The organism is Salipiger abyssi, assembly GCF_001975705.1.
Classification (GTDB): domain Bacteria; phylum Pseudomonadota; class Alphaproteobacteria; order Rhodobacterales; family Rhodobacteraceae; genus Salipiger; species Salipiger abyssi.
On record NZ_CP015093.1, the window covers coordinates 2840482 to 2857886 of the forward strand.

The following is a 17405-nucleotide window of genomic DNA, read 5'->3' on the forward strand; positions in this document are numbered from 1 at the left end:
GGCGCAGGAATGGCAAGTCGGGACGTGACGGTGCGCGGTGCGGGGATTTTCGGCCTTTCCATCGCCTGGACCTGCGCGCGGGCGGGCGCGTCCGTGCGGGTGGTGGATCCGGCAGGGCCGGGAGCGGGATCGAGCGGCGGGCTGGTCGGTGCGCTGGCGCCGCATGTGCCGGAGAACTGGAATCCGAAGAAGGCGTTCCAGCTCGACAGCCTGCTCATGGCCGAACGTTTCTGGGCCGAGGTGGAAGAGGTCGGCGGGGTCTCGCCCGACTATGCCCGCAGCGGGAGGCTGCAACCGGTGGCCGACGACCGGGCGCTGGAGCTGGCCCGCGCGCGCGAAGGCACGGCGCGGGAGCTCTGGGGCGCGGCGGCGGTCTGGGAGGTGATCGCGGCGGAGGCGGCGGGCGCCTGGGCGCCGCTGACGCCCACCGGCTGGCTGATCCGCGACACGCTGAGCGCACGCATGTCGCCGCGCCGGGCGGGGGCGGCGCTGGTGGCGGCGCTCACGGCGATGGGCGTGGAGATCGTCACCGAGGCGCCGGACGAGGGCGCGGTGATCTGGGCGACCGGCTGGCGCGGGCTGCTGGATCTGTCCGAGGAGCTGGGCAAGCCGGTCGGCAACGGGGTGAAGGGGCAGTCGCTGCTGCTGCGTCACCATGCGGGCGATGTGCCGCAGGTCTTTGCCGGCGGGCTGCATATCGTGCCGCATCACGATGGCACGGTGGCGCTGGGCTCGACCTCGGAGCGGGAGTTCGACGCCCCGGATACGACCGACGCGCAATGCGACGGGCTGATCGAGCGCGCGGTGGCGGCGATGCCGGTGCTGCATGGCGCCGAGGTGGTGGAGCGCTGGGCCGGGGTGCGCCCGCGCGCCAGGAGCCGGGCGCCGATGCTGGGGCGCTGGCCGGGGCGCGACGGGCATTACATCGCCAATGGCGGTTTCAAGATCGGCTTCGGCGTGGCGCCCAAGGTGGCGCAGGTCATGACCGCGCTGGTGCTGGAGGGGCGTGACGAGATCCCGGCGGGATTCCGCGTGGAGGATTCGCTCTAGATCGTCTCGTTTTCCGCGCGTGCGCGAGACGGATCGGTGGGCAGATTGCCCACCCTACGGTTACGCGCTGCTATTGGAGTCGTTCCGGAAGAGCACCTGCCCCTCCGCATAGGGTGGGTGTTCAACCCACCGTCCGCGTCAATCGAACTTGCGCGACGGCGCCAGCACCTTGGCCTCGCCCACCAGCACCTTCTTGCCGTCCACCGTGCAGAGGCAATCCAGCGTCACATGGCGCTTGGCGTGGTCGATACCGGTGACCTTCACCTCGGCATAGACGGTATCGCCCGGGCGCACCGGGCCGAGGAATTTCAGCGTCTGGCCCATATAGATCGTGCCGTGCCCGGGCAACTGCTCGCCGATCACCGCCGAGATCAGCCCGGCGGTCAGCATGCCATGCGCGATGCGGCCCTCGAAGATCGTGTCATGGGCGTAATCGTCGTCCAGATGTACCGGGTTCCGGTCGGTCGAGACCTCGGCGAACAGCTCGATATCGCGATCCGTAACATGTTTGCGCAGATGGCGGGTCATCCCCATCTCGATATCCTCGATGCAGATCGTCCCGCGCGGGAAATTATCGAACATCTCAGCCTCCATGATTCTCGGCCCGGTAATAAATAATCGGCATGACGCCAGTTTCGGGTAACTTTATTACTTCGCGGTCGCAGAAAATCAAGAGAATTCGCCCGCCATGGCACGAAAGTCCTGTGGCGGGCGGGGTCGGATCAGCGCAGGAAGCCGATGGAATAGGTCGGCGTGATGCCCTCGCGGCCGAGGAAGGCCAGCAGCGCCTCCTCATGCGGGTGCTCGTCGGTGAGGGTCTCCTCCGCCGCGAGTCCGCCGGTGATGAAGAGCGAATCGATATCCTCGCCCTGGGCGCCGAGAATGTCGGTCTTGACCCCGTCGCCGATGGCCAGGATCGACGGATCGGTCAGATCCGGCGCCACCTCGAAGAGCCGGCGGCGGGCGAGGTCGTAGATCGGCGGGTGCGGCTTGCCGAAATAGAGGCTCTCGCCGCCCATCTCGGTATAGAGCGCCGCCACCGCACCCGCGCACCATTCACGCCGCTCGCCCCGGTCCACCACGATATCGGGATTGGCGCAGAGCAGCTTCAGCCCCATCTGCTTGGCATAAAGAAGTTGCGGGCGCAGCGTGGCCGGATCGGCGGCGGCGTCGAAGGGGCCGGTGCAGACGATGCCCTCGGCGTCTTCCAGCGCCACCCGCTCGATCGCCACCGGGTCGGTGATCAGCTTCATCGGCTCGAAGAACGGCGCCTCGGCCGGGACGCCGACGAACCAGACCTTGTTGCCCACCGCGCCGGTGAACATCGCGGCGCGGGCGGAATCGCCGGAACTGGCGATATTGTCCCAGCAATCCTCGGGCACGTTGAAGCCCTCGAGCTGTTTATAGACCTCGGCGCGCGCGCGGGGCGAGTTGGTGACCAGCACCACCACGCCGCCATCGGCGCGATAGGCGCGCAGCGCCTCGACCGCTTCGGGATAGGCGGTGACGCCGTTATGCACACAGCCCCAGAGGTCGACGAACATCGCCTCGTAATTGCCGGAAATCTCGGAAAGCGCGCGGATGATCTGGGTCATGGGGGCCTCTGGCTGACATCTGGCCCCTTGATAGGCGTCGCCCCCCTGCTTGGCCAGTCCCTGCGGCGCTCAGAGATGCGCGGTGACGTGCCAGGCAAAGCGCGCGGTATCGCCGGGCGCGAGCGAGAGGCTGAAGGGCCGCTTGGCGATCTGCGGCGAGGCGCCGGTTGCGGCGGCCATGCCGTGCCAGGGCTCGACGCAGAGATAGGGCGCGCCGGGGATCGTCCAGAGCGCCAGGTTGGGCAGGTTCTCGAAGCTGAAAGCCAGTTCCGGCCCGCCGGGCACACCGTAGCGCAGCCCGTCGCCGGCGCCCTCGGGAAAGATCATCGCATCGGCGTCGAACTGCTCGGGCGCCAGCACCAGCCGGCCAGCCGCAAACGGCGAGGGTTCGCGGTCGGGCGGCAGCAGCCCGTCTTGCAGCCGCGCCATCGGCGGTTCCGCGCCATTGTCGAGCCGGATCTCGTGCGGCGCGCCCCCGGCGCCGGGCAGCGGCCAGGCAAAGGCCGGGTGAAAGCCGAAGCCGAAGGGCATGGGCTTCGGGTCGCGGTTGGCGATCTCGACGCTGACGCTGAGCCTGTCGCCGGCGAGCGCATGGCTGACCGCCAGCTCGAAGGCGAAGGGGTAGAGCGCGCGGGTCTCGGCGCTGTCACGCAGCACATGGCGGCAACTGTCTGCGCCCTGTGCATCGAGCTCAAAGCGCGACCGGCGGGCAAAGCCGTGCTGGCGCATATCGGCCTCGTGATCGCCCACGGCGATGCGGTCACCGGGAGCCTTGCCGACGATGGGGAAAAGGATCGGCGCGCGCCCGCTCCACCAGGCCGGATCGCCGTGCCAGAGCAGATCGGCGCCCCCGGCGGTGCGCAGGCTCTGCATCTCGGCGCCGAGCGGCGAGACGGTGGCGGTGAGGCGATCGCTTGCGATGCGGATGAGATCGGGGTCCATGGGGGCTCCTGCGCGTGTCCGATAGGCGCACAGTGCCGCAGAGTGCGCTCGGAGGCCAGCCACCTCCGGGGTCTGTTTTCCAAAGGGCCCCGGTACCGTCCCCGTGTGGCGCCGTAGCGGCAGGCAATCTGCCAACCGCAGCCCCGTCAGAGGCGGACACGCGACCGGCTAGCCGCGCAACAGGCCCATCGCCGGCGGCTCGTCCTTCACCGGCTTTGTCACGATATAGCTGTAATAGCGCCGCACCCCGGCGCGGCTTTCCAGGAGCCCGTCCATCAGAGTCTGGAACGCCGCCACGTCCGGCGCGACCACCTGCATGAGATAATCGTAGCCGCCGCCGATGGCCCAGCAGCCGGTCACCGCGTCGAGCCGCGCCACCGTGCGCTCGAAGATCTGAAAGCTTTCCGCCCGGTGGCTCTCCAGCTCGACGGTCACGAAGACCTGCACATGCGGGCCGATGCCGGCGAGGTCGATCTCGGCGCGGTAGCCGCGGATCAGCCCGACCTGCTCCAGCCGCTTCATGCGCTCCCAGCAGGGGGTGGGCGACAGGTTCACCCGCGCCGCCAGCTCGGTCTTGGCGATGCGGCCCTCGCGGCAAAGGGTTGCTAGGATGGCGATGTCTCTGGCGTCGAGGCGGGTGGCATTCATAGTCTGCTTGTTCCGGTCGGCGGCGGGTTTGTCAATCTGGACAACCCTCGCAAGCCTCCGGGAGGCGGCACTGGACATTGCGACGGGCCCGGCCAATGCTGCGGCAAAGGGGCAATGGCAGGGCTTATGGTCACTCTCGACGACGTCACAGCGGCGCGGTCGCGGATCCGGGACAGGGTGCGCCTGACCCCGGTCAAACAGTCACCCGCGCTGTCGGAGCTTGCGGGCGGGCCTGTCTGGCTGAAATGCGAGCATCACCAGGAGACCGGCGCCTTCAAGCTGCGCGGCGCCGCCAATGCGGTGGCGCGGCTGGGAGATGTGGCCGGCGTCACCACCGCCTCCACCGGCAATCACGGCAGGGCGCTCGCCTATGCGGCGCGGCAGGTGGGGCTGCCGGCGGTGATCTGCGTTTCGCGTCTGGTGCCCGAGAACAAACGCGCCGCGATCACCGCGCTCGGCGCCGAGGCGCGGGTGACCGGGGCGAGCCAGGACGAGGCGTTCGAGGAGGCGCGGCGGCTGGAGCGCGAGGAGGGCTTTGCGCTCATCCCGCCCTTCGATCACCCCGATATCGTCGCCGGGCAGGGCACGCTGGGGCTGGAGATTCTCGACCAGCTGCCCGATGCCGCCACCCTCGCCATCCCGCTCTCCGGCGGCGGGCTGCTGGCCGGTGTCGCGCTGGCGGCCAAGGCGCGGCGACCGGAGATCCGCATCATCGGCATCAGCATGGAACGCGGCGCGGCCATGGCGGCAAGCCTCAGCGCCGGGCATCCGGTCGAGGTCGAGGAGGTGGAAACCCTTGCCGACAGCCTCGGCGGCGGCATCGGGCGCGACAACCGGCTGACCTTTGCGCTCTGCCGTGACCTTATGGACGGGATGATCCTGCTCTCGGAGGCCGAGATCGCCGCCGGCATCCGCCATCTCGCGCGCGAAGACGGTGAGACGGTCGAGGGCGCCGCCGCCGTCGGTGCCGGGGCGGTGCTGGCGGGCAAGCTGCGTGCCAGAGGTGGCCCGCTGGTCCTGCTGCTCTCGGGCGGCAATATCGACCCGGCGCTGCACCGGGAGATCGTCGGGGAGACATCATGAGCGACATCCGCATTCTGCACGAAACCGACCTGCGGGCGCGCATCGCGCTGGATCTCGCCGCCATCGATGTGGTCGAGCGCGCCTTTGCGACCCTCGCCGGCGGCGGGGTCGAGATGCCGCCGATCCTGTCGATGCATATGCCGGATCTCAATGGCGAGGTCGATGTGAAGACCGCCTATGTGCCGGGGTTGCCGGGTTTTGCGGTGAAGATCTCGCCGGGGTTTTTCGACAACCCGGCCAAGGGGCTTCCCTCGACCTCGGGGCTGATGGTGGTTCTGTCGACCGAGACGGGCCGGGTAAGGGCGGTATTGCTCGACAACGGCTATCTTACCGATGTGCGCACGGCCGCCGCCGGCGGCGTGGCAGCGCGGCATCTGGCCCCCGAGGGCGCGCGGCGGGCGACGATCTTCGGGGCCGGGCTTCAGGCGCGGATGCAGTTGCAGGCGCTGCGGCTGGTCCGCCCGATCGAGGATGTGGCGATCTGGGCGCGCGATCCCGAAAAGGCGCGCGCACTGGCGGCAGAGCTGAGCGAGGAGGGGCTGCGCGTGCGGGCCTGTGCCGATCCCGCCGAGGCCGCCGCCTTTGGCGAGGTGATCGTGACCACGACCCCCGCGACCGAGCCGATCCTGCGCGCCGAATGGCTGCGCCCGGGCCAGCATGTCACCGCGATGGGCAGCGACCAGCCCGGCAAGGGCGAGCTCGATCCGGAATGCCTCGCCCGCGCGGACCTCTATGTCGCCGACCGGGTCAGCCAGACCCGCACGCAGGGCGAGCTGCGCGCCGCGCTGGCGGCTGGCACGGTGCAGAACGCCGATGGCATTCCCGAACTGGGCGATGTCATCACCGGCCGCCACCCGGGGCGCACCGCACCCGATCAGATCACCATTGCCGATCTGACCGGCACCGGGGTGCAGGACACCGCGATTGCCACCCACGCGCTGTCCGCCTTCGACTGAGCGGTTGGCCGGGCCCGGGAGGCCTGAGGCAGCACACGTTTAGAGCGATAGCATATTTTTTCGGCAGACCCGGCCCGCCGCTGCGGCCTGCGTCTGGTGTCAGCCCAGGAGGGACGCGACGTCACCTTTGTCGCGATGGGCGAAACCCTGCCCATCCATGCTTCAGGGGGTGAGGAGGCGGCGGAAAATCCTGATTTCATATGGATTTGCTGCCTGGGCTGACGCAATCTTCCTGAACAACGAAAAACTGTAACAAAGCCCTGCCATCACCCGGGCAGCGAGTACATCAGGGAATCACCATGGGTCATTTTCATAGAGGCGCCCCGCGCGCCGGGTTCTGGAATACAACTATCACGGGCACGGAGCGGAGAGACATTTTGCTCGGGTCCATGCGTGACGACACGATCTCGGGGCTGGGCGGCAACGATCTGCTTCTCGGGCGTCACGGGGATGATCTGATGGAAGGCGGTGCCGGGAACGACCTGATCGTCGGCGGACGCGGATCGGACACGGCGGTCTATGCCGGTTCGGTCCTGGAGTACCGGATCGGGTCGCCCTGGCAGCACAACCATGGCCATGGCCACGGTTTCGGGCATGGTTTCGGACATCGCCCGGGGCATGTTACCGGACCGGTCATCGTGACCTCTGTCTCGCCGGGTGTCGCCGATGCCGGGCGCGATATGCTGACCGGTATCGAGGCGCTGTATTTCCGCGCGGACGACTACACGCTCTATCTCGACGGCACCAACAACGCCGTTCTCGCCGCCGACGATGCGGTCTCCACGTCGGAGAACGGTGCGCTGGTCATCGACACCGCGCAGCTGCTCGCCAATGACCGCGAGTTCGATGGCGATACCATGGCGGTGTCTGCCGTCGACGGTCTCAGCGCGTCGGGTGCCACGGTGTCGCTGGACGGCACGCAGGTCAGCTACGATCCGGGCACGCTGTTCGACCATCTGGGCGCCGGCGAAACCGCGACCGATACTTTCACCTACACCGTCGATGACGGAAAAGGCGGCACCGATACCGCAACCGTCACGGTCACCATCGCGGGCGAGAACGACGCGCCGTCGCTGCTGACAGTCGACAGCATCTGCCTGATCGAGGGCAATGCCGAGGCGCCCACCGTGCTGGCCGCCTCCGATGCCGAGGGCGACACGCTGAGCTACGCGATCACCGGCGGGGCCGATGCCGCGCTGTTCGGGATCGACGCGGCCACCGGCACGCTGGCTTTCCTCTCCGCGCCCGAGGCCGGCGCACCGCTCGATCACGGTGCCGACAATCGCTATGATGTGGAGATCACCGTCAGCGACGGCAACGGCGGCAGCGTCAGCCGCGCCGTTCAGGTGGCGGTTCAGGCCGCGCCGCTCGCGGGCCGCCAGACCGTCGCTTATGACATGGTGGGCAGCGCCAGCCAGAACCTTGTCGGCTACAGCAACACCGCGCCGGTCTTTGGCAGCGCGGGGGACGGGTTCGGCCTGTTCTCGGTCGCGACCGGCGGCTCGATCCCCTTCGCCGTGCTCGACGACAGCGCCGGGGTGTACGCGCCGGATTCGCTGGGCATCATCGACTCGGCCTCCAACACCGACACGTTCTTCGGCGTCACCGACACCCAGAACGGCGACAATAACGGCCCGGTCTCGGCGAGCTGGAGCTTCGATATCGGCGGCTATAGCGACCTGTCGCTCGCGGTCGATGTCGGCGCCATGGGGGATTTCGAAAGCTCCGACAGCTTCACGATCACGTACAATATCGATGGCGGGTCCGAGACCATCCTGTTCGACTTCGTCGCCGACGAGGCCGCCTCGCTCGACTACACTCTGGCCGGGGGCAACACCTTCTCGCTGAACGATCCGCTGACCGTGGCGGGGACGGCTGAGGTGCTGTCCAACGTGCTGCAAACGCTGAGCGCGGATATCGCCGGTACCGGGTCTGTGCTGAACGTCACGCTGACCGCCGAGGCCGATGGCGGGTCCGAGGCGTTTGCCATGCAGAACCTGGTGATCGAGGCGGCGGGCGGCGGCAGCGCCCCCGTGGAGCCCACCGAATACGCCATTGCGGCGCTCGGCGAGGATGCGTTCGAGGGCGACAGCGGTACCGCCGGTTACACGTTCCAGATCACCCGCAGCGGCGATGTGAGTGCGGCGGGCAGCGTCGATTTCACCGTCGGCGGCGAGGTCGATGCGGCGGATTTCGGCGGCACGCTGCCATCGGGCACCGTCAGCTTTGCCGCCGGCCAGACCTGCGCGACCTTCACGCTTGAGGTGACCGGCGATCTCACCGTCGAGGATGACGAGCTTTTCGATGTGATCCTGTCGAATCCCTCCGATGGCAGCCTGACCGATGCCAGCGCCTCGGTCACCGTGCTGGACGATGACGACCTGACGCTGATTTCCACCATCCAGGGCAGCGGTGCCGCCAGCGACTATGTCAATCAGGTGGTCACCGTATCGGCCATTGTCACGCAGGTCACCGGCAGCGGCTATTACCTTCAGGAAGAGGATGCCGATAGCGACGGCGACGCCGGCACTTCCGAAGGCGTCTTCGTCTTCACCGGGGGCGACAACCCGGCGGTGGGCGATCATGTGATCCTGCGCGGCGCGGTCGAGGAATATTTCGGCGAAACCCAGATCGATCAGGAAACGGTGCGTGTGGTGTCCTCGGGCAATGCGCTGCCCACAGCGGCGGCGGTGCTGCTCAGCCCGGATGTGGCGCAGGATTTCGAGGCCATCGAGGGCATGCGCGTGACACTCGACAGCGGTGTCGCGGACGAACGTCTGACGGTGATCGAGAATTTCAATCTCGACCGCTACGGCGAAATCGTGCTCTCGGCCGGCACCCAGATGCAGCCTACGCAGCTCTACGACGCCCAGACCGAGGCCGAAGAGATCCAGGCGCTGATGGAGGCCAACACCAACAACCGCCTGCTGATCGACGATGGCGTGTCGTCTCAGAACCCCGATGCCTTTACCTTCATCCCCAACGCCACGGCGGGCGACAATGGCAATGGCTATCTCGACGCGGGGGATACCTTTACCGCCGACGGGCCGACGCTGCGACTGGGGGCCGAGCTCAACGCGCCGGTCACCGGGGCGATGGGCTATGCCTATGGCGAGTATCGTCTGGTGATCGATGGCCAGCTCGATATCGACGAGAGCACCAATAGTGGCGCGCGTCAGGCGGTGCCCGATCCGGTGGGGGGCGATCTCCAGATCGCCTCGGTCAACGTGCTGAACTATTTCACCACGCTGAGCGGCGGGGTCGGGCCGAACAGCCTGGATCCGCGCGGCGCCAGAACCGCGGCGGATCTCGATCGCCAGACCGCGTCGCTGGTCGATGCCATTCTGGGCACCGGAGCCGAGGCGCTTGCCTTGCAGGAGCTGGAGAATGGCGGCTTTGCCGACGGTTCGGCCATCGACACGCTGGTCGATGCGCTGAACGCCGAGGCGGCGCTGCGCGGGCTCTCCGCCAGCTATGCCTTTGTCGATCCCACCGGCGGCGATCCCGACGGCTATATCGGCACCGATGCAATCACCACCGGCATCATCTACGATACGACCAGCCTGACGCTGGTTGCCTCCGACCACATCGTCTTCGACGAGCCTTCGGCAGCCACCACCTATGCGCTGGCCGAGGTGCTGAACGCGGTGGTGCCGGCGGGCGACCGGCTGGGCGATTTCCAGCGCAACCGCCCCTCCGTCGCCGCCACCTTCGAGGATCCCGAGACGGGCGAGCGCTTCACCATCGTCTCGAACCATTTCAAGTCGAAGGGCGATAGCGGGCTGGTCGATCTGGTCGCCGCCGCGCAGGACTATCTCGACAATGGCGGCATGGGGATCACCCAGGCCGATATCGACGCGCTGACCAGCGATCCGAACTACGATCAGGGCGATGGCCAGGGGTTCTGGAACGCGGTGCGCGCCGATGCGGCGGGCGAAGTGCAGGACTGGGTCGAAACCGCCTATAATGGCGGAGGCGTCACCGACTATCTGCTGATGGGCGATTTCAACGCCTATGCTCAGGAAGACCCGGTCCAGACCCTGACCGACGATCCGGATATGGTGGACCTCATCGACGCCTTCATCGGTACCGAGAACGCCTATAGCTATGTGTTCGACGGCCAGCAGGGCGCGCTCGATCAGGCGGTGGCCTCCGCCGGGCTTGCGGGCGATGTCACCGGTCTGACCGAGTGGCATATCAATGCCGACGAGCCGGATCTGCTCAGCTACAACAGCGCGTTCAACGATCCGGGCTTTTATGAGGACAGCCTGTTTGCGTCCTCCGATCACGACCCGCTGATCCTCGGGCTGGATCTGACGCCGGACAGCTTCGATCTGCTCACCTGAGCCGAGGCCCTGAACCCGAAACCAAAGACGCCGCGCTGTCACAGCGCGGCGTTTTCATGTCTGGCGGAGGGGGGCGCTCAGTAATCCTTTTCGAAGAACACCCCGAAGCCGGTATTGCCGCTGGTCGAGACCTGACCGCGCGCCTTGATGTTGCGGTTGATCTGGATGTTCAGGTTCACATCTGTGTTGCCGTCCGAGCCGATCTCCACATCGGTATAGACATTATCGCTGATATATTTGCCCAGCCGCAGCCCGGCATTGCCCTGATCGTCGGTGGTCACGTCGAAATCGTCGAGCCCGAAGCCCTGGCGCAGATTGCCGACGATGCCCTCGCCGCCTTTGCCGGCCAGCGTGTTCACCGCCGCCGCGATGCGCAGCGCCTGAAGTGCCGAAAGCTCCGACACGTCGCGGCCAAAGAGCAGGAGGGCCAGCACCTCTTCCTCGGGGCGCGAGGGGTTCGAGCGAAAGCTCACCTCGGGCGAGGTCGCCTGACCCTCCAGCGCCACGGTGATCACCGTGCCGTCGCGTTCGGTGGTGGCCTCGACCTCGAGCGTCGGGTCGAAATTGCCGGTGAGCCGCAGGATCGCGGTCTCCAGCGTCAGGCGCTGGCCGAGAATGTCGAGCCGCCCCCGGATCAGCTCGAAGCGGCCCACGGGCACAATATCCTGCGAGGTGCCGGTCAGGCGCAGCGTGCCGCCGAGTTCCGCGTCGAGCCCGCGGCCACGGACAAAGATCCGCGACGGCGCGCGGATTTCCAGATCCAGCGGCAGGACATAGGGCGCGCCGCCGCCGTTCTCGCTTGCCTCCAGCAGCCCGGCGCGGGCGCGGGTCTGCCGCACGGCGCCGGGCTCGGCGATATGGGTCAGGGTAAAGCTGCGGCTGCCGGGCCCGAGCCCGGTTTCGGGGATGCGCAGCTCGGCCTGGAGAATGTCGATCGCGCCGGCGATACGCGGGCCAGTTGCCAGCGGACCCTGCACGGTGATGTCGCCCTCGGCATTGGCCTGAAATAGGCGCCGGTCCTGCAACACCAGATCGCGCAGCCGCATGCTCAGATCGGCGTTGAAGGGCGCGGCGAGGCTCACGGTGCCCACGGTGCGCAGCGTGCCGCCCGAGGAGAGCTGACCCTCGACCGTCAGTTGCGACTGTCCGCCGCCAAGCGTGCTGGAGATATCCACATTGGTCAGCGTCAGGGCAGGGCCCGGCAGCACCACCTCGGCGCCGTTCACCTGGATGCTGCCCGAGAGCGAGCTGGGCGCCAGAGGACCGTTCAGTCGCAGGTCGAGCCGGGCCAGCCCCGACAGCAGGTTCGGCGCCGCGATACGGTTGGCCAGCGCCAGCGGCGCGGTTCCGTCGATGGCTAGGTTGGCGCTGTCGAAGGCGCGGGCGAGGCTGCCGGAGATCCGCGCCTCGGTGCCGCCGGGTGCGGTGACGCTGGTGTCGACCTGCCACGGCCCGGCGCCGCTGGCGCTCAGCGTGCCGGTGGCTGTGGCGCGGCCGGGGAGCTGCTCGACGAGGAGCCCCAGATCGCGCAGTGCCACGTCATAGGTCAGTGCGCTGTCGCCCTGCTGCGCCATGCTGCCGCTCGCGGTGGCGGTCAGTTCGGGGGTACTGAGATCGAGCCGTTCGACGGTGATCAGCCCGTTGCCGTCGCGCTTGACCGAGACCGTTGCCTGACCGTCGCCCGCAAGCAGCGCGTCGGCCTGGGCGATCCCCAGCCCGACATCGTTTGTGTTGAGCGTGCCGTCTGCACTCAGCGACCCGTCGGCGAGGCTGTAGGAGGCGGTGCCGTCGAAGCTGGCGCTGCCGCGCAGTGGGCGTCCGGCCAGCGGCGCATAGGCCGAGAGCGCGTCGGCGGCGGCCGTGCCGGCAAAGCGCAGGAGGCCGATGCCGCCATCGGCGGCTTTCGTGGCGGTCAGATCCCCATTGGCGCGCGTGTTTCCAGGGCCGGTGGCGTTGAAGGTCAGCGCGTAATCACCGGGGCTTTCCTGCAAACCGCCGCTCAGCGAGGCGCTCCCGCTCATGCCGGGCTGCACCCGCGACAGCTCGGGCAGGCTGAGCTCGAAACGGCCAGAGCTGGCATCGGTGCGGTATTCGCCCTGCGCGGTAAGCCCGATGCCGGGGCCGTCGATCTCCAGCCGGCGCAGGAAGGTGCCGGCCTCGCTGCGCTCCATATTGGTGACGAGCGCCACGCGCCCGGCGAGCAGCCCGTCGAGCTGCGCGATATCGGCGGAGAGATCGGTGGCGCTGCCGTCGAGCGCCAGATCGAAGCGGCCCGAAAGCGGCTCCAAATGGCCGCTGAGCGCGAGATCCGCCGCGCCGCCAAGATCGCGCCCGGCAAGGCCGGAAAAGCGATCCAGACCGCTGGTGCGCAGGGTGATATCCGGTTCGATGGCGGGGTCGTCGCCCTGCGACAGGCCGGAGAAGGTGATATCGCCGGCGATATCCAGCCCGGCGCCGCTGAGGTCGATATCGGTGAGACGCAGCGGCGCCCCTTCCTGCCAGTCGAATTGCAGCGTGCCGCGCAGTGCCTCGCCGGCGGCACGGGCCAGCGCCGCGTCGGCAAGCGTGAGCCCGCTTGCGTCCATCGCCAGCCGGCCCTGTACCTGGCCGGGCAGGGGGCTGCCGGCGTTGCGGTCGATGCTGCCCTCGCCGGTGATCCGCGCCTCGCGCAGCGCCATCTCGGGCCGGTCGAGCCCGCGCGCCAGCATCTCCAGCGTGAAGCCGTCGCCCTCTGCGGCGTCATAGTCCAGCGTCAGCGTCGCCTCGTCGAGCCGGGTCACCTGCTCTGCGAAGGCCAGCCGCACCGGGCTGCCATCCTGCGAGGCGATGCGCCCGTCGAGCGCCAGCCGCTCGGGCCAGCCATCGGCGCCGATCCGCGCCGCGCCGGTCAGTGCAAGGCTGGCGGTTCGCAGGTCCAGCTCGTCGAGCGCGAGGGCGCCGCCGGATTCGAGCATGCCATTGGTGCGCAGCGACTGGCGCGCGCCGAGAAAGGCGCGCTGGTCCTCGGGCAGCAGCGGGCGCAGGTCGCCGGCCAGATCGGCGGCAAAGCGATAGCCCTCTTCGGCGGCACCCTGAAGCGTGATCTCCCCGGCGAAACGGTCCTGCCCGTCGGTGGCGAGCGCCAGGTCGGCGGTGAAATCGTCGAGCGGATCATCGCCCTGCAGGGTCAGCCGCAGCGCCGGGGCGCCGGGCAGCCCGGCCCTGGTGGTCAGCAGGCCGCCCGCCGCCTCCTCCAGCGCCAGATCGACACTCAGCCGGCGCGTCTCGTTGGCGTAACTGCCGGTAAAGGTCAGCGCGTCGCGCGGCCCGTCGATCCGCTGCACCGAGAGCTCGGCATTGCCCTCGCCGCCGGCGAGCTGCGCCGATCCGGCGATGCCGAGCGCGATCTCCTCGCCGATCACCGGCGCGCCGAGCTCGACGCGCTCGATGGCAAATTCGCCGATATTCACCGAGACCGGCAGCTCGGGCAGCGAAAAACTCCTGCCGCTGGCTTCCGGCGTGGGCGCGTCGCTGCCCGAGGCGGGCAGCCGGGCGATCTCCAGCCGCGCCGCGGTGAGGGCATTGACCTCGACCCGGCCGGTCAGCAGCGCGGCGCGGCTCCAGTCGAGCTCCGCATCCTCCAGCGTCAGCCAGACGCCGTCCTCGTCGGCGATGGTCATGCGGTCCATGGTCGCCTGTGCGCTCAGCGCGCCGCGAAAGCCGCGCACCTGCACATTCATCCCCTCGGAGGAGAGCGCGTCCTCGATCAGCCGTTCGAGCCGTGTGCCCTCGTCCTCGTCCTGCGCGTGGGCCGGCAGGGCAAGACCGAAGAGCAGCGAGAGCAGAAGTAGAAAGCGTTTCAAAATGCCTGACCTATGCCGAGATAAAGCTGCACGCCGCCGGTGTCGTTGCTGCCGCCGGTGGGGGCGGCGACGTCGAGCCTGAGCGGACCGATGCCGGTCTGATAGCGCAGACCGAGCCCGGCGCCGGAATGCCAGTCGCCATCGCTGCCGGGCGTGCTGCCTTCGCCGATGAACCCGGCATCGGCAAAGGCCACGAGGCCCCAGGTTTCGCCGATATCCTGCCGGATCTCGGCGGAGAGCCCGAGGAAACTGCGCCCGCCGCTTTCGTCGCCGCCGCCGAGATCGACATTGAGCGACTGATAGGGCTGGCCCCGCACCGTGCCGGCGCCGCCGGAGTAGAACAGGAATTCCGGCTGCGTCTCGGTCAGCTCCGATCCCATGACCGAACCGGCTTGCACCCGCCCGGCCAGCACCGTGCCCTTGTTTTCGCCCAGCCCGTAATAGCCGCGCAGATCGGCGTAGAAGCGCGCGCCGTCGCCGGGCCCGTCGATATCGAGGAACGGCGTCAGCTCGGTGCCGACATACCAGCCCGAGCGCGGATCGAGATCGTTGTCGCGCTTGTCCCAGGTGAGCGACAGCGGCATGGTGAAGAGCAGGAACTCGCGATGCCCGAGATCGTCGTCGGTTTCGGAATAGATTAGGCCGAGGCCGATCTCGGCGCTCAGATCCTCGTTGAAGCGGCGGGTGAGGCCGGCGGTCAGTTCGAGACTGTCGGCGGAATAGGTCGGCTCGTTCTCGGTCGACAGAGCGGCCTGAAAGAAGGCGTCGGTATCGGGGCCGAGCCGGGCGATGGCGGCGGGCACTTCGAGCCGCGCCGAGAGGCCGGCGTCGATCTCGCCGGTATTGTTCGAGATATCGGAGATGTCGCCTTCGATGCGCAGGCGCTCGGCGCCGCCCATGAAGTTGCGATGCATCCAGAAGCTGCTGAGCGCCAGCCCTTCGAGCGAGGAGATCTCGGCACCGAAGCCGAAGCGGCGCGGCTTGGCATCGGCAACGCGCAGCTCGATATCCAGCGTGCCGTCGGGGTTGGCGGTCTCGGCCTCGGTCACGGTGACGCTGGAAAAGGCGCCGGTGGCGGTCAGGCGGCGGGTGACTTCGGTCAGCTCGTCGGGGTCGAAGCGTTCGCCATTGGGCAGGCCGGCGATGCGGCGCTGCGCGGCGGTGCGCACGGCGCTGTCATTGACGGTGACGAGGCGACCAAAACGCAGCTCGGGGCCGGGGGCGACGATCATGTCGACGTCGATCCGGCTATTGGTGTGGTTGGCGGTGATCTGCTGGCGCGAAAGCTCGGCCTTGGCATGACCGAGCTGGCGCCAGCCGTCGATGGCGGCGTTGGCGGCATCGCCGATCAGCCCGGAGCGCGCGGTGGAGGTGGGCGCAAAGCCCTCGGGCAGCTCGGTGCCCGGCGCCAGCGGTTGCAGCCGCGTGTTGCCGAACTTGAACTTGGGACCGGTGGTGACCGTGACCACGACGGTATTCACCATGTCCGGTGTCGAGAGCAGCGGAATGTCGGAGGCCTCGCGCCCGTCGAGCAGGATGCTCACCGTGCCGCCGTAGTAGCCGTTGGCATAGAGCGTTTCGACCAGGATGCCGTAATCGGAAAGCGCCGCTGCCAGCGCATCCTGCCCGGTGACCCGGCCTTCGTCCTGCGCGGCGGCGAGGGCGGAGTTGCTCTTGATCTGCGCGCGCAGATCCTCGTCCATGGCGGGGGTGGAGAAATTCAGGCTGTCAAATGCGGCGGCCGGGCCGCTGGCGAGGCACAGGGCAAGGCCAAGGGCCATCGGAATGCGCCGTAGGGTCACTGGAAGTCCTCTCCTCTGGCCAAACGAGCGAATGCGCGCAAATCGGCGCTCCGCCACTCTATGGCAGAGCTAGCGCAGACGCTAGTGTGCGCAAGCATATCTTGTGGGCTGTGCGAGGATGCGCAGGGTGCATAGGCTGGTCGGCTGTCTGTTCGAAACCGCAGTGCTTGCCTGTGCCCGCGCCAGCTTCTATCCCGGTCGGAACCGGATCCGCAGGCATGAGGGGGCAGCGCATGGCGCGTATCTATATCACCGGAACCTCCGGCGTGCTGGGCTATGAGCTTCTGGCGCATCTGGGCACGCAGGCGGCGCCCGTCACCGGGGTTGCGCGGCGCGATCTGCCGGTCACGGAGACCGGGCTCGCGCAGATCGTCACGCCCGACGTGCTGGCGCCGGACTGGCTGCCCGACGACGACCGCGACAGCACCATCGTGCATTGCGCCGGGCTCGCCAGCCCGCGCGTGGCCTTTGCCGATTTCGCCGATCTCAGCCGCCGCGAGATCGAGCCGCAGATCGGCTTTGCCGAGGCGCTGGTGGCGCGCGGCTGGGCCGGGCATCTGGTCTATGTCTCCTCGGCCGGGGTCTATGGCGATACCGACGAGCTGCCGATTGCCGAGACCGCGCCGTTGCAGCCGAAATCCCATTACGCGCTGCAAAAGATGGCGGTGGAGCAGGGGCTGACGCTGCTCGCCAACCGCCACGGCTTTCGCCTGACGATCCTGCGGCTGGCCAATGCCTATGGCTCGCCGCTGGCCGGGCCGCGCTATGGCGTTGTGAACATCCTGCTCGACGCGCTGGAGACCGGCGCGCCCTTCAAGCTTTTTGGCACCGGCGAGAGCCTGCGCGATTATATCCATGTCTCGGATTTCTGCCGTTCGGTGGCGCGGGTCTGCGCGCTGGCCTTCCCCGAGCGGATCGTGACGCTCAATATCGGCACGGGGCAGGGCACCTCGCTGGCAAGGCTGGTGGCGCTGGTGCAGGAGGTGACGGGGCGCGAGCTGGTGCTGCAACGCGAACCGCTCGACAGCGAGATCAAATCCAACGTGCTGAAGATCGACCGCGCCCGCGCGCTGCTCGACTGGGCGCCGCAGGTCGATATCGAAGAGGGGCTGCGCCGCACCGTCGCGGCGATGGGCTGAGG

The 17405-nt window shown here is 68.3% G+C and carries 11 protein-coding genes; 5 read left to right on the top strand and 6 right to left on the bottom strand.

Annotated elements, in window-relative coordinates; translation table 11 throughout:
- Window positions 1-9: 9 nt before the first annotated feature.
- Window positions 10-1050 carry an NAD(P)/FAD-dependent oxidoreductase gene (locus tag Ga0080574_RS17395; protein ID WP_076702685.1) on the top strand — a complete coding sequence of 347 codons (1041 nt, stop codon included), beginning with the start codon at window positions 10-12 and terminating at the stop codon, window positions 1048-1050.
- A gap of 138 nt (window positions 1051-1188) precedes the next feature.
- Here the strand turns inward: Ga0080574_RS17395 and Ga0080574_RS17400 are convergent, their stop codons facing one another.
- The 4 genes from Ga0080574_RS17400 to Ga0080574_RS17415 all read right to left on the bottom strand — a co-directional run bounded on the left by Ga0080574_RS17400 (window position 1189) and on the right by Ga0080574_RS17415 (window position 4235).
- Window positions 1189-1632, bottom strand: a complete 444-nt coding sequence (locus Ga0080574_RS17400; protein WP_076706040.1) for a MaoC family dehydratase — start codon at window positions 1630-1632, stop codon at window positions 1189-1191.
- Between the two features lie 140 nt (window positions 1633-1772).
- Entirely contained in the window at window positions 1773-2645 is an 873-nt protein-coding gene (locus tag Ga0080574_RS17405; protein ID WP_076702687.1) for a TIGR01459 family HAD-type hydrolase, read from the bottom strand.
- A 69-nt stretch (window positions 2646-2714) separates the two neighbouring features.
- On the bottom strand, window positions 2715-3587 hold the full coding sequence (locus tag Ga0080574_RS17410; RefSeq protein ID WP_076702690.1) for an aldose 1-epimerase family protein: 873 nt from the start codon (window positions 3585-3587) through the stop codon (window positions 2715-2717).
- A 168-nt stretch (window positions 3588-3755) separates the two neighbouring features.
- On the bottom strand, window positions 3756-4235 hold the full coding sequence (locus tag Ga0080574_RS17415) for an Lrp/AsnC family transcriptional regulator (RefSeq protein ID WP_076702692.1): 480 nt from the start codon (window positions 4233-4235) through the stop codon (window positions 3756-3758).
- Window positions 4236-4349: 114 nt separating this feature from the next.
- Between Ga0080574_RS17415 and eutB the strand changes: the two genes are divergently transcribed.
- The 3 genes from eutB (at window position 4350) to Ga0080574_RS17430 (ending at window position 10620) form a co-directional block, all read left to right on the top strand.
- The gene (eutB, locus tag Ga0080574_RS17420; protein WP_076702694.1) at window positions 4350-5318 is read left to right on the top strand and encodes a hydroxyectoine utilization dehydratase EutB; all 969 of its coding nucleotides are present in this window, start codon (window positions 4350-4352) and stop codon (window positions 5316-5318) included.
- Window positions 5315-6274, top strand: coding sequence for a cyclodeaminase (locus tag Ga0080574_RS17425; RefSeq protein WP_076702696.1), 960 nt, complete (start codon window positions 5315-5317; stop codon window positions 6272-6274). The genes eutB and Ga0080574_RS17425 overlap by 4 nt, the downstream gene beginning before the upstream one ends.
- A gap of 299 nt (window positions 6275-6573) precedes the next feature.
- On the top strand, window positions 6574-10620 hold the full coding sequence (locus tag Ga0080574_RS17430; RefSeq protein WP_076702698.1) for an ExeM/NucH family extracellular endonuclease: 4047 nt from the start codon (window positions 6574-6576) through the stop codon (window positions 10618-10620).
- A gap of 77 nt (window positions 10621-10697) precedes the next feature.
- On the opposite strand, the gene Ga0080574_RS17435 is transcribed toward Ga0080574_RS17430, so the two are convergent.
- Both Ga0080574_RS17435 and Ga0080574_RS17440 read right to left on the bottom strand, forming a co-directional pair.
- Complete coding sequence (locus Ga0080574_RS17435; protein ID WP_076702701.1) at window positions 10698-14462, bottom strand: translocation/assembly module TamB domain-containing protein; 3765 nt, start codon at window positions 14460-14462, stop codon at window positions 10698-10700.
- Window positions 14459-16264, bottom strand: a complete 1806-nt coding sequence (locus Ga0080574_RS17440; RefSeq protein ID WP_076702703.1) for an autotransporter assembly complex protein TamA — start codon at window positions 16262-16264, stop codon at window positions 14459-14461. Before Ga0080574_RS17440 ends, Ga0080574_RS17435 begins: the two co-directional genes overlap by 4 nt.
- 233 nt (window positions 16265-16497) lie before the next feature.
- On the opposite strand from Ga0080574_RS17440, the gene Ga0080574_RS17445 reads away from it, so the two are divergent.
- Complete coding sequence (locus Ga0080574_RS17445) at window positions 16498-17403, top strand: NAD-dependent epimerase/dehydratase family protein (RefSeq protein WP_076702705.1); 906 nt, start codon at window positions 16498-16500, stop codon at window positions 17401-17403.
- Window positions 17404-17405: the final 2 nt, after the last annotated feature.

Bases quoted from the DNA above. Each gene is read 5' to 3' on its own strand.
- Ga0080574_RS17430 (WP_076702698.1), top strand. From the start codon at position 6,574: ATGGGTCATTTTCATAGAGGCGCCCCGCGCGCCGGGTTCTGGAATACA.
- Ga0080574_RS17425 (WP_076702696.1), top strand. From the start codon at position 5,315: ATGAGCGACATCCGCATTCTGCACGAAACCGACCTGCGGGCGCGCATC.
- Ga0080574_RS17415 (WP_076702692.1), bottom strand. From the start codon at position 4,235: ATGAATGCCACCCGCCTCGACGCCAGAGACATCGCCATCCTAGCAACC.
- Ga0080574_RS17445 (WP_076702705.1), top strand. From the start codon at position 16,498: ATGGCGCGTATCTATATCACCGGAACCTCCGGCGTGCTGGGCTATGAG.
- Ga0080574_RS17395 (WP_076702685.1), top strand. From the start codon at position 10: ATGGCAAGTCGGGACGTGACGGTGCGCGGTGCGGGGATTTTCGGCCTT.
- eutB (WP_076702694.1), top strand. From the start codon at position 4,350: ATGGCAGGGCTTATGGTCACTCTCGACGACGTCACAGCGGCGCGGTCG.
- Ga0080574_RS17405 (WP_076702687.1), bottom strand. From the start codon at position 2,645: ATGACCCAGATCATCCGCGCGCTTTCCGAGATTTCCGGCAATTACGAG.
- Ga0080574_RS17410 (WP_076702690.1), bottom strand. From the start codon at position 3,587: ATGGACCCCGATCTCATCCGCATCGCAAGCGATCGCCTCACCGCCACC.
- Ga0080574_RS17400 (WP_076706040.1), bottom strand. From the start codon at position 1,632: ATGTTCGATAATTTCCCGCGCGGGACGATCTGCATCGAGGATATCGAG.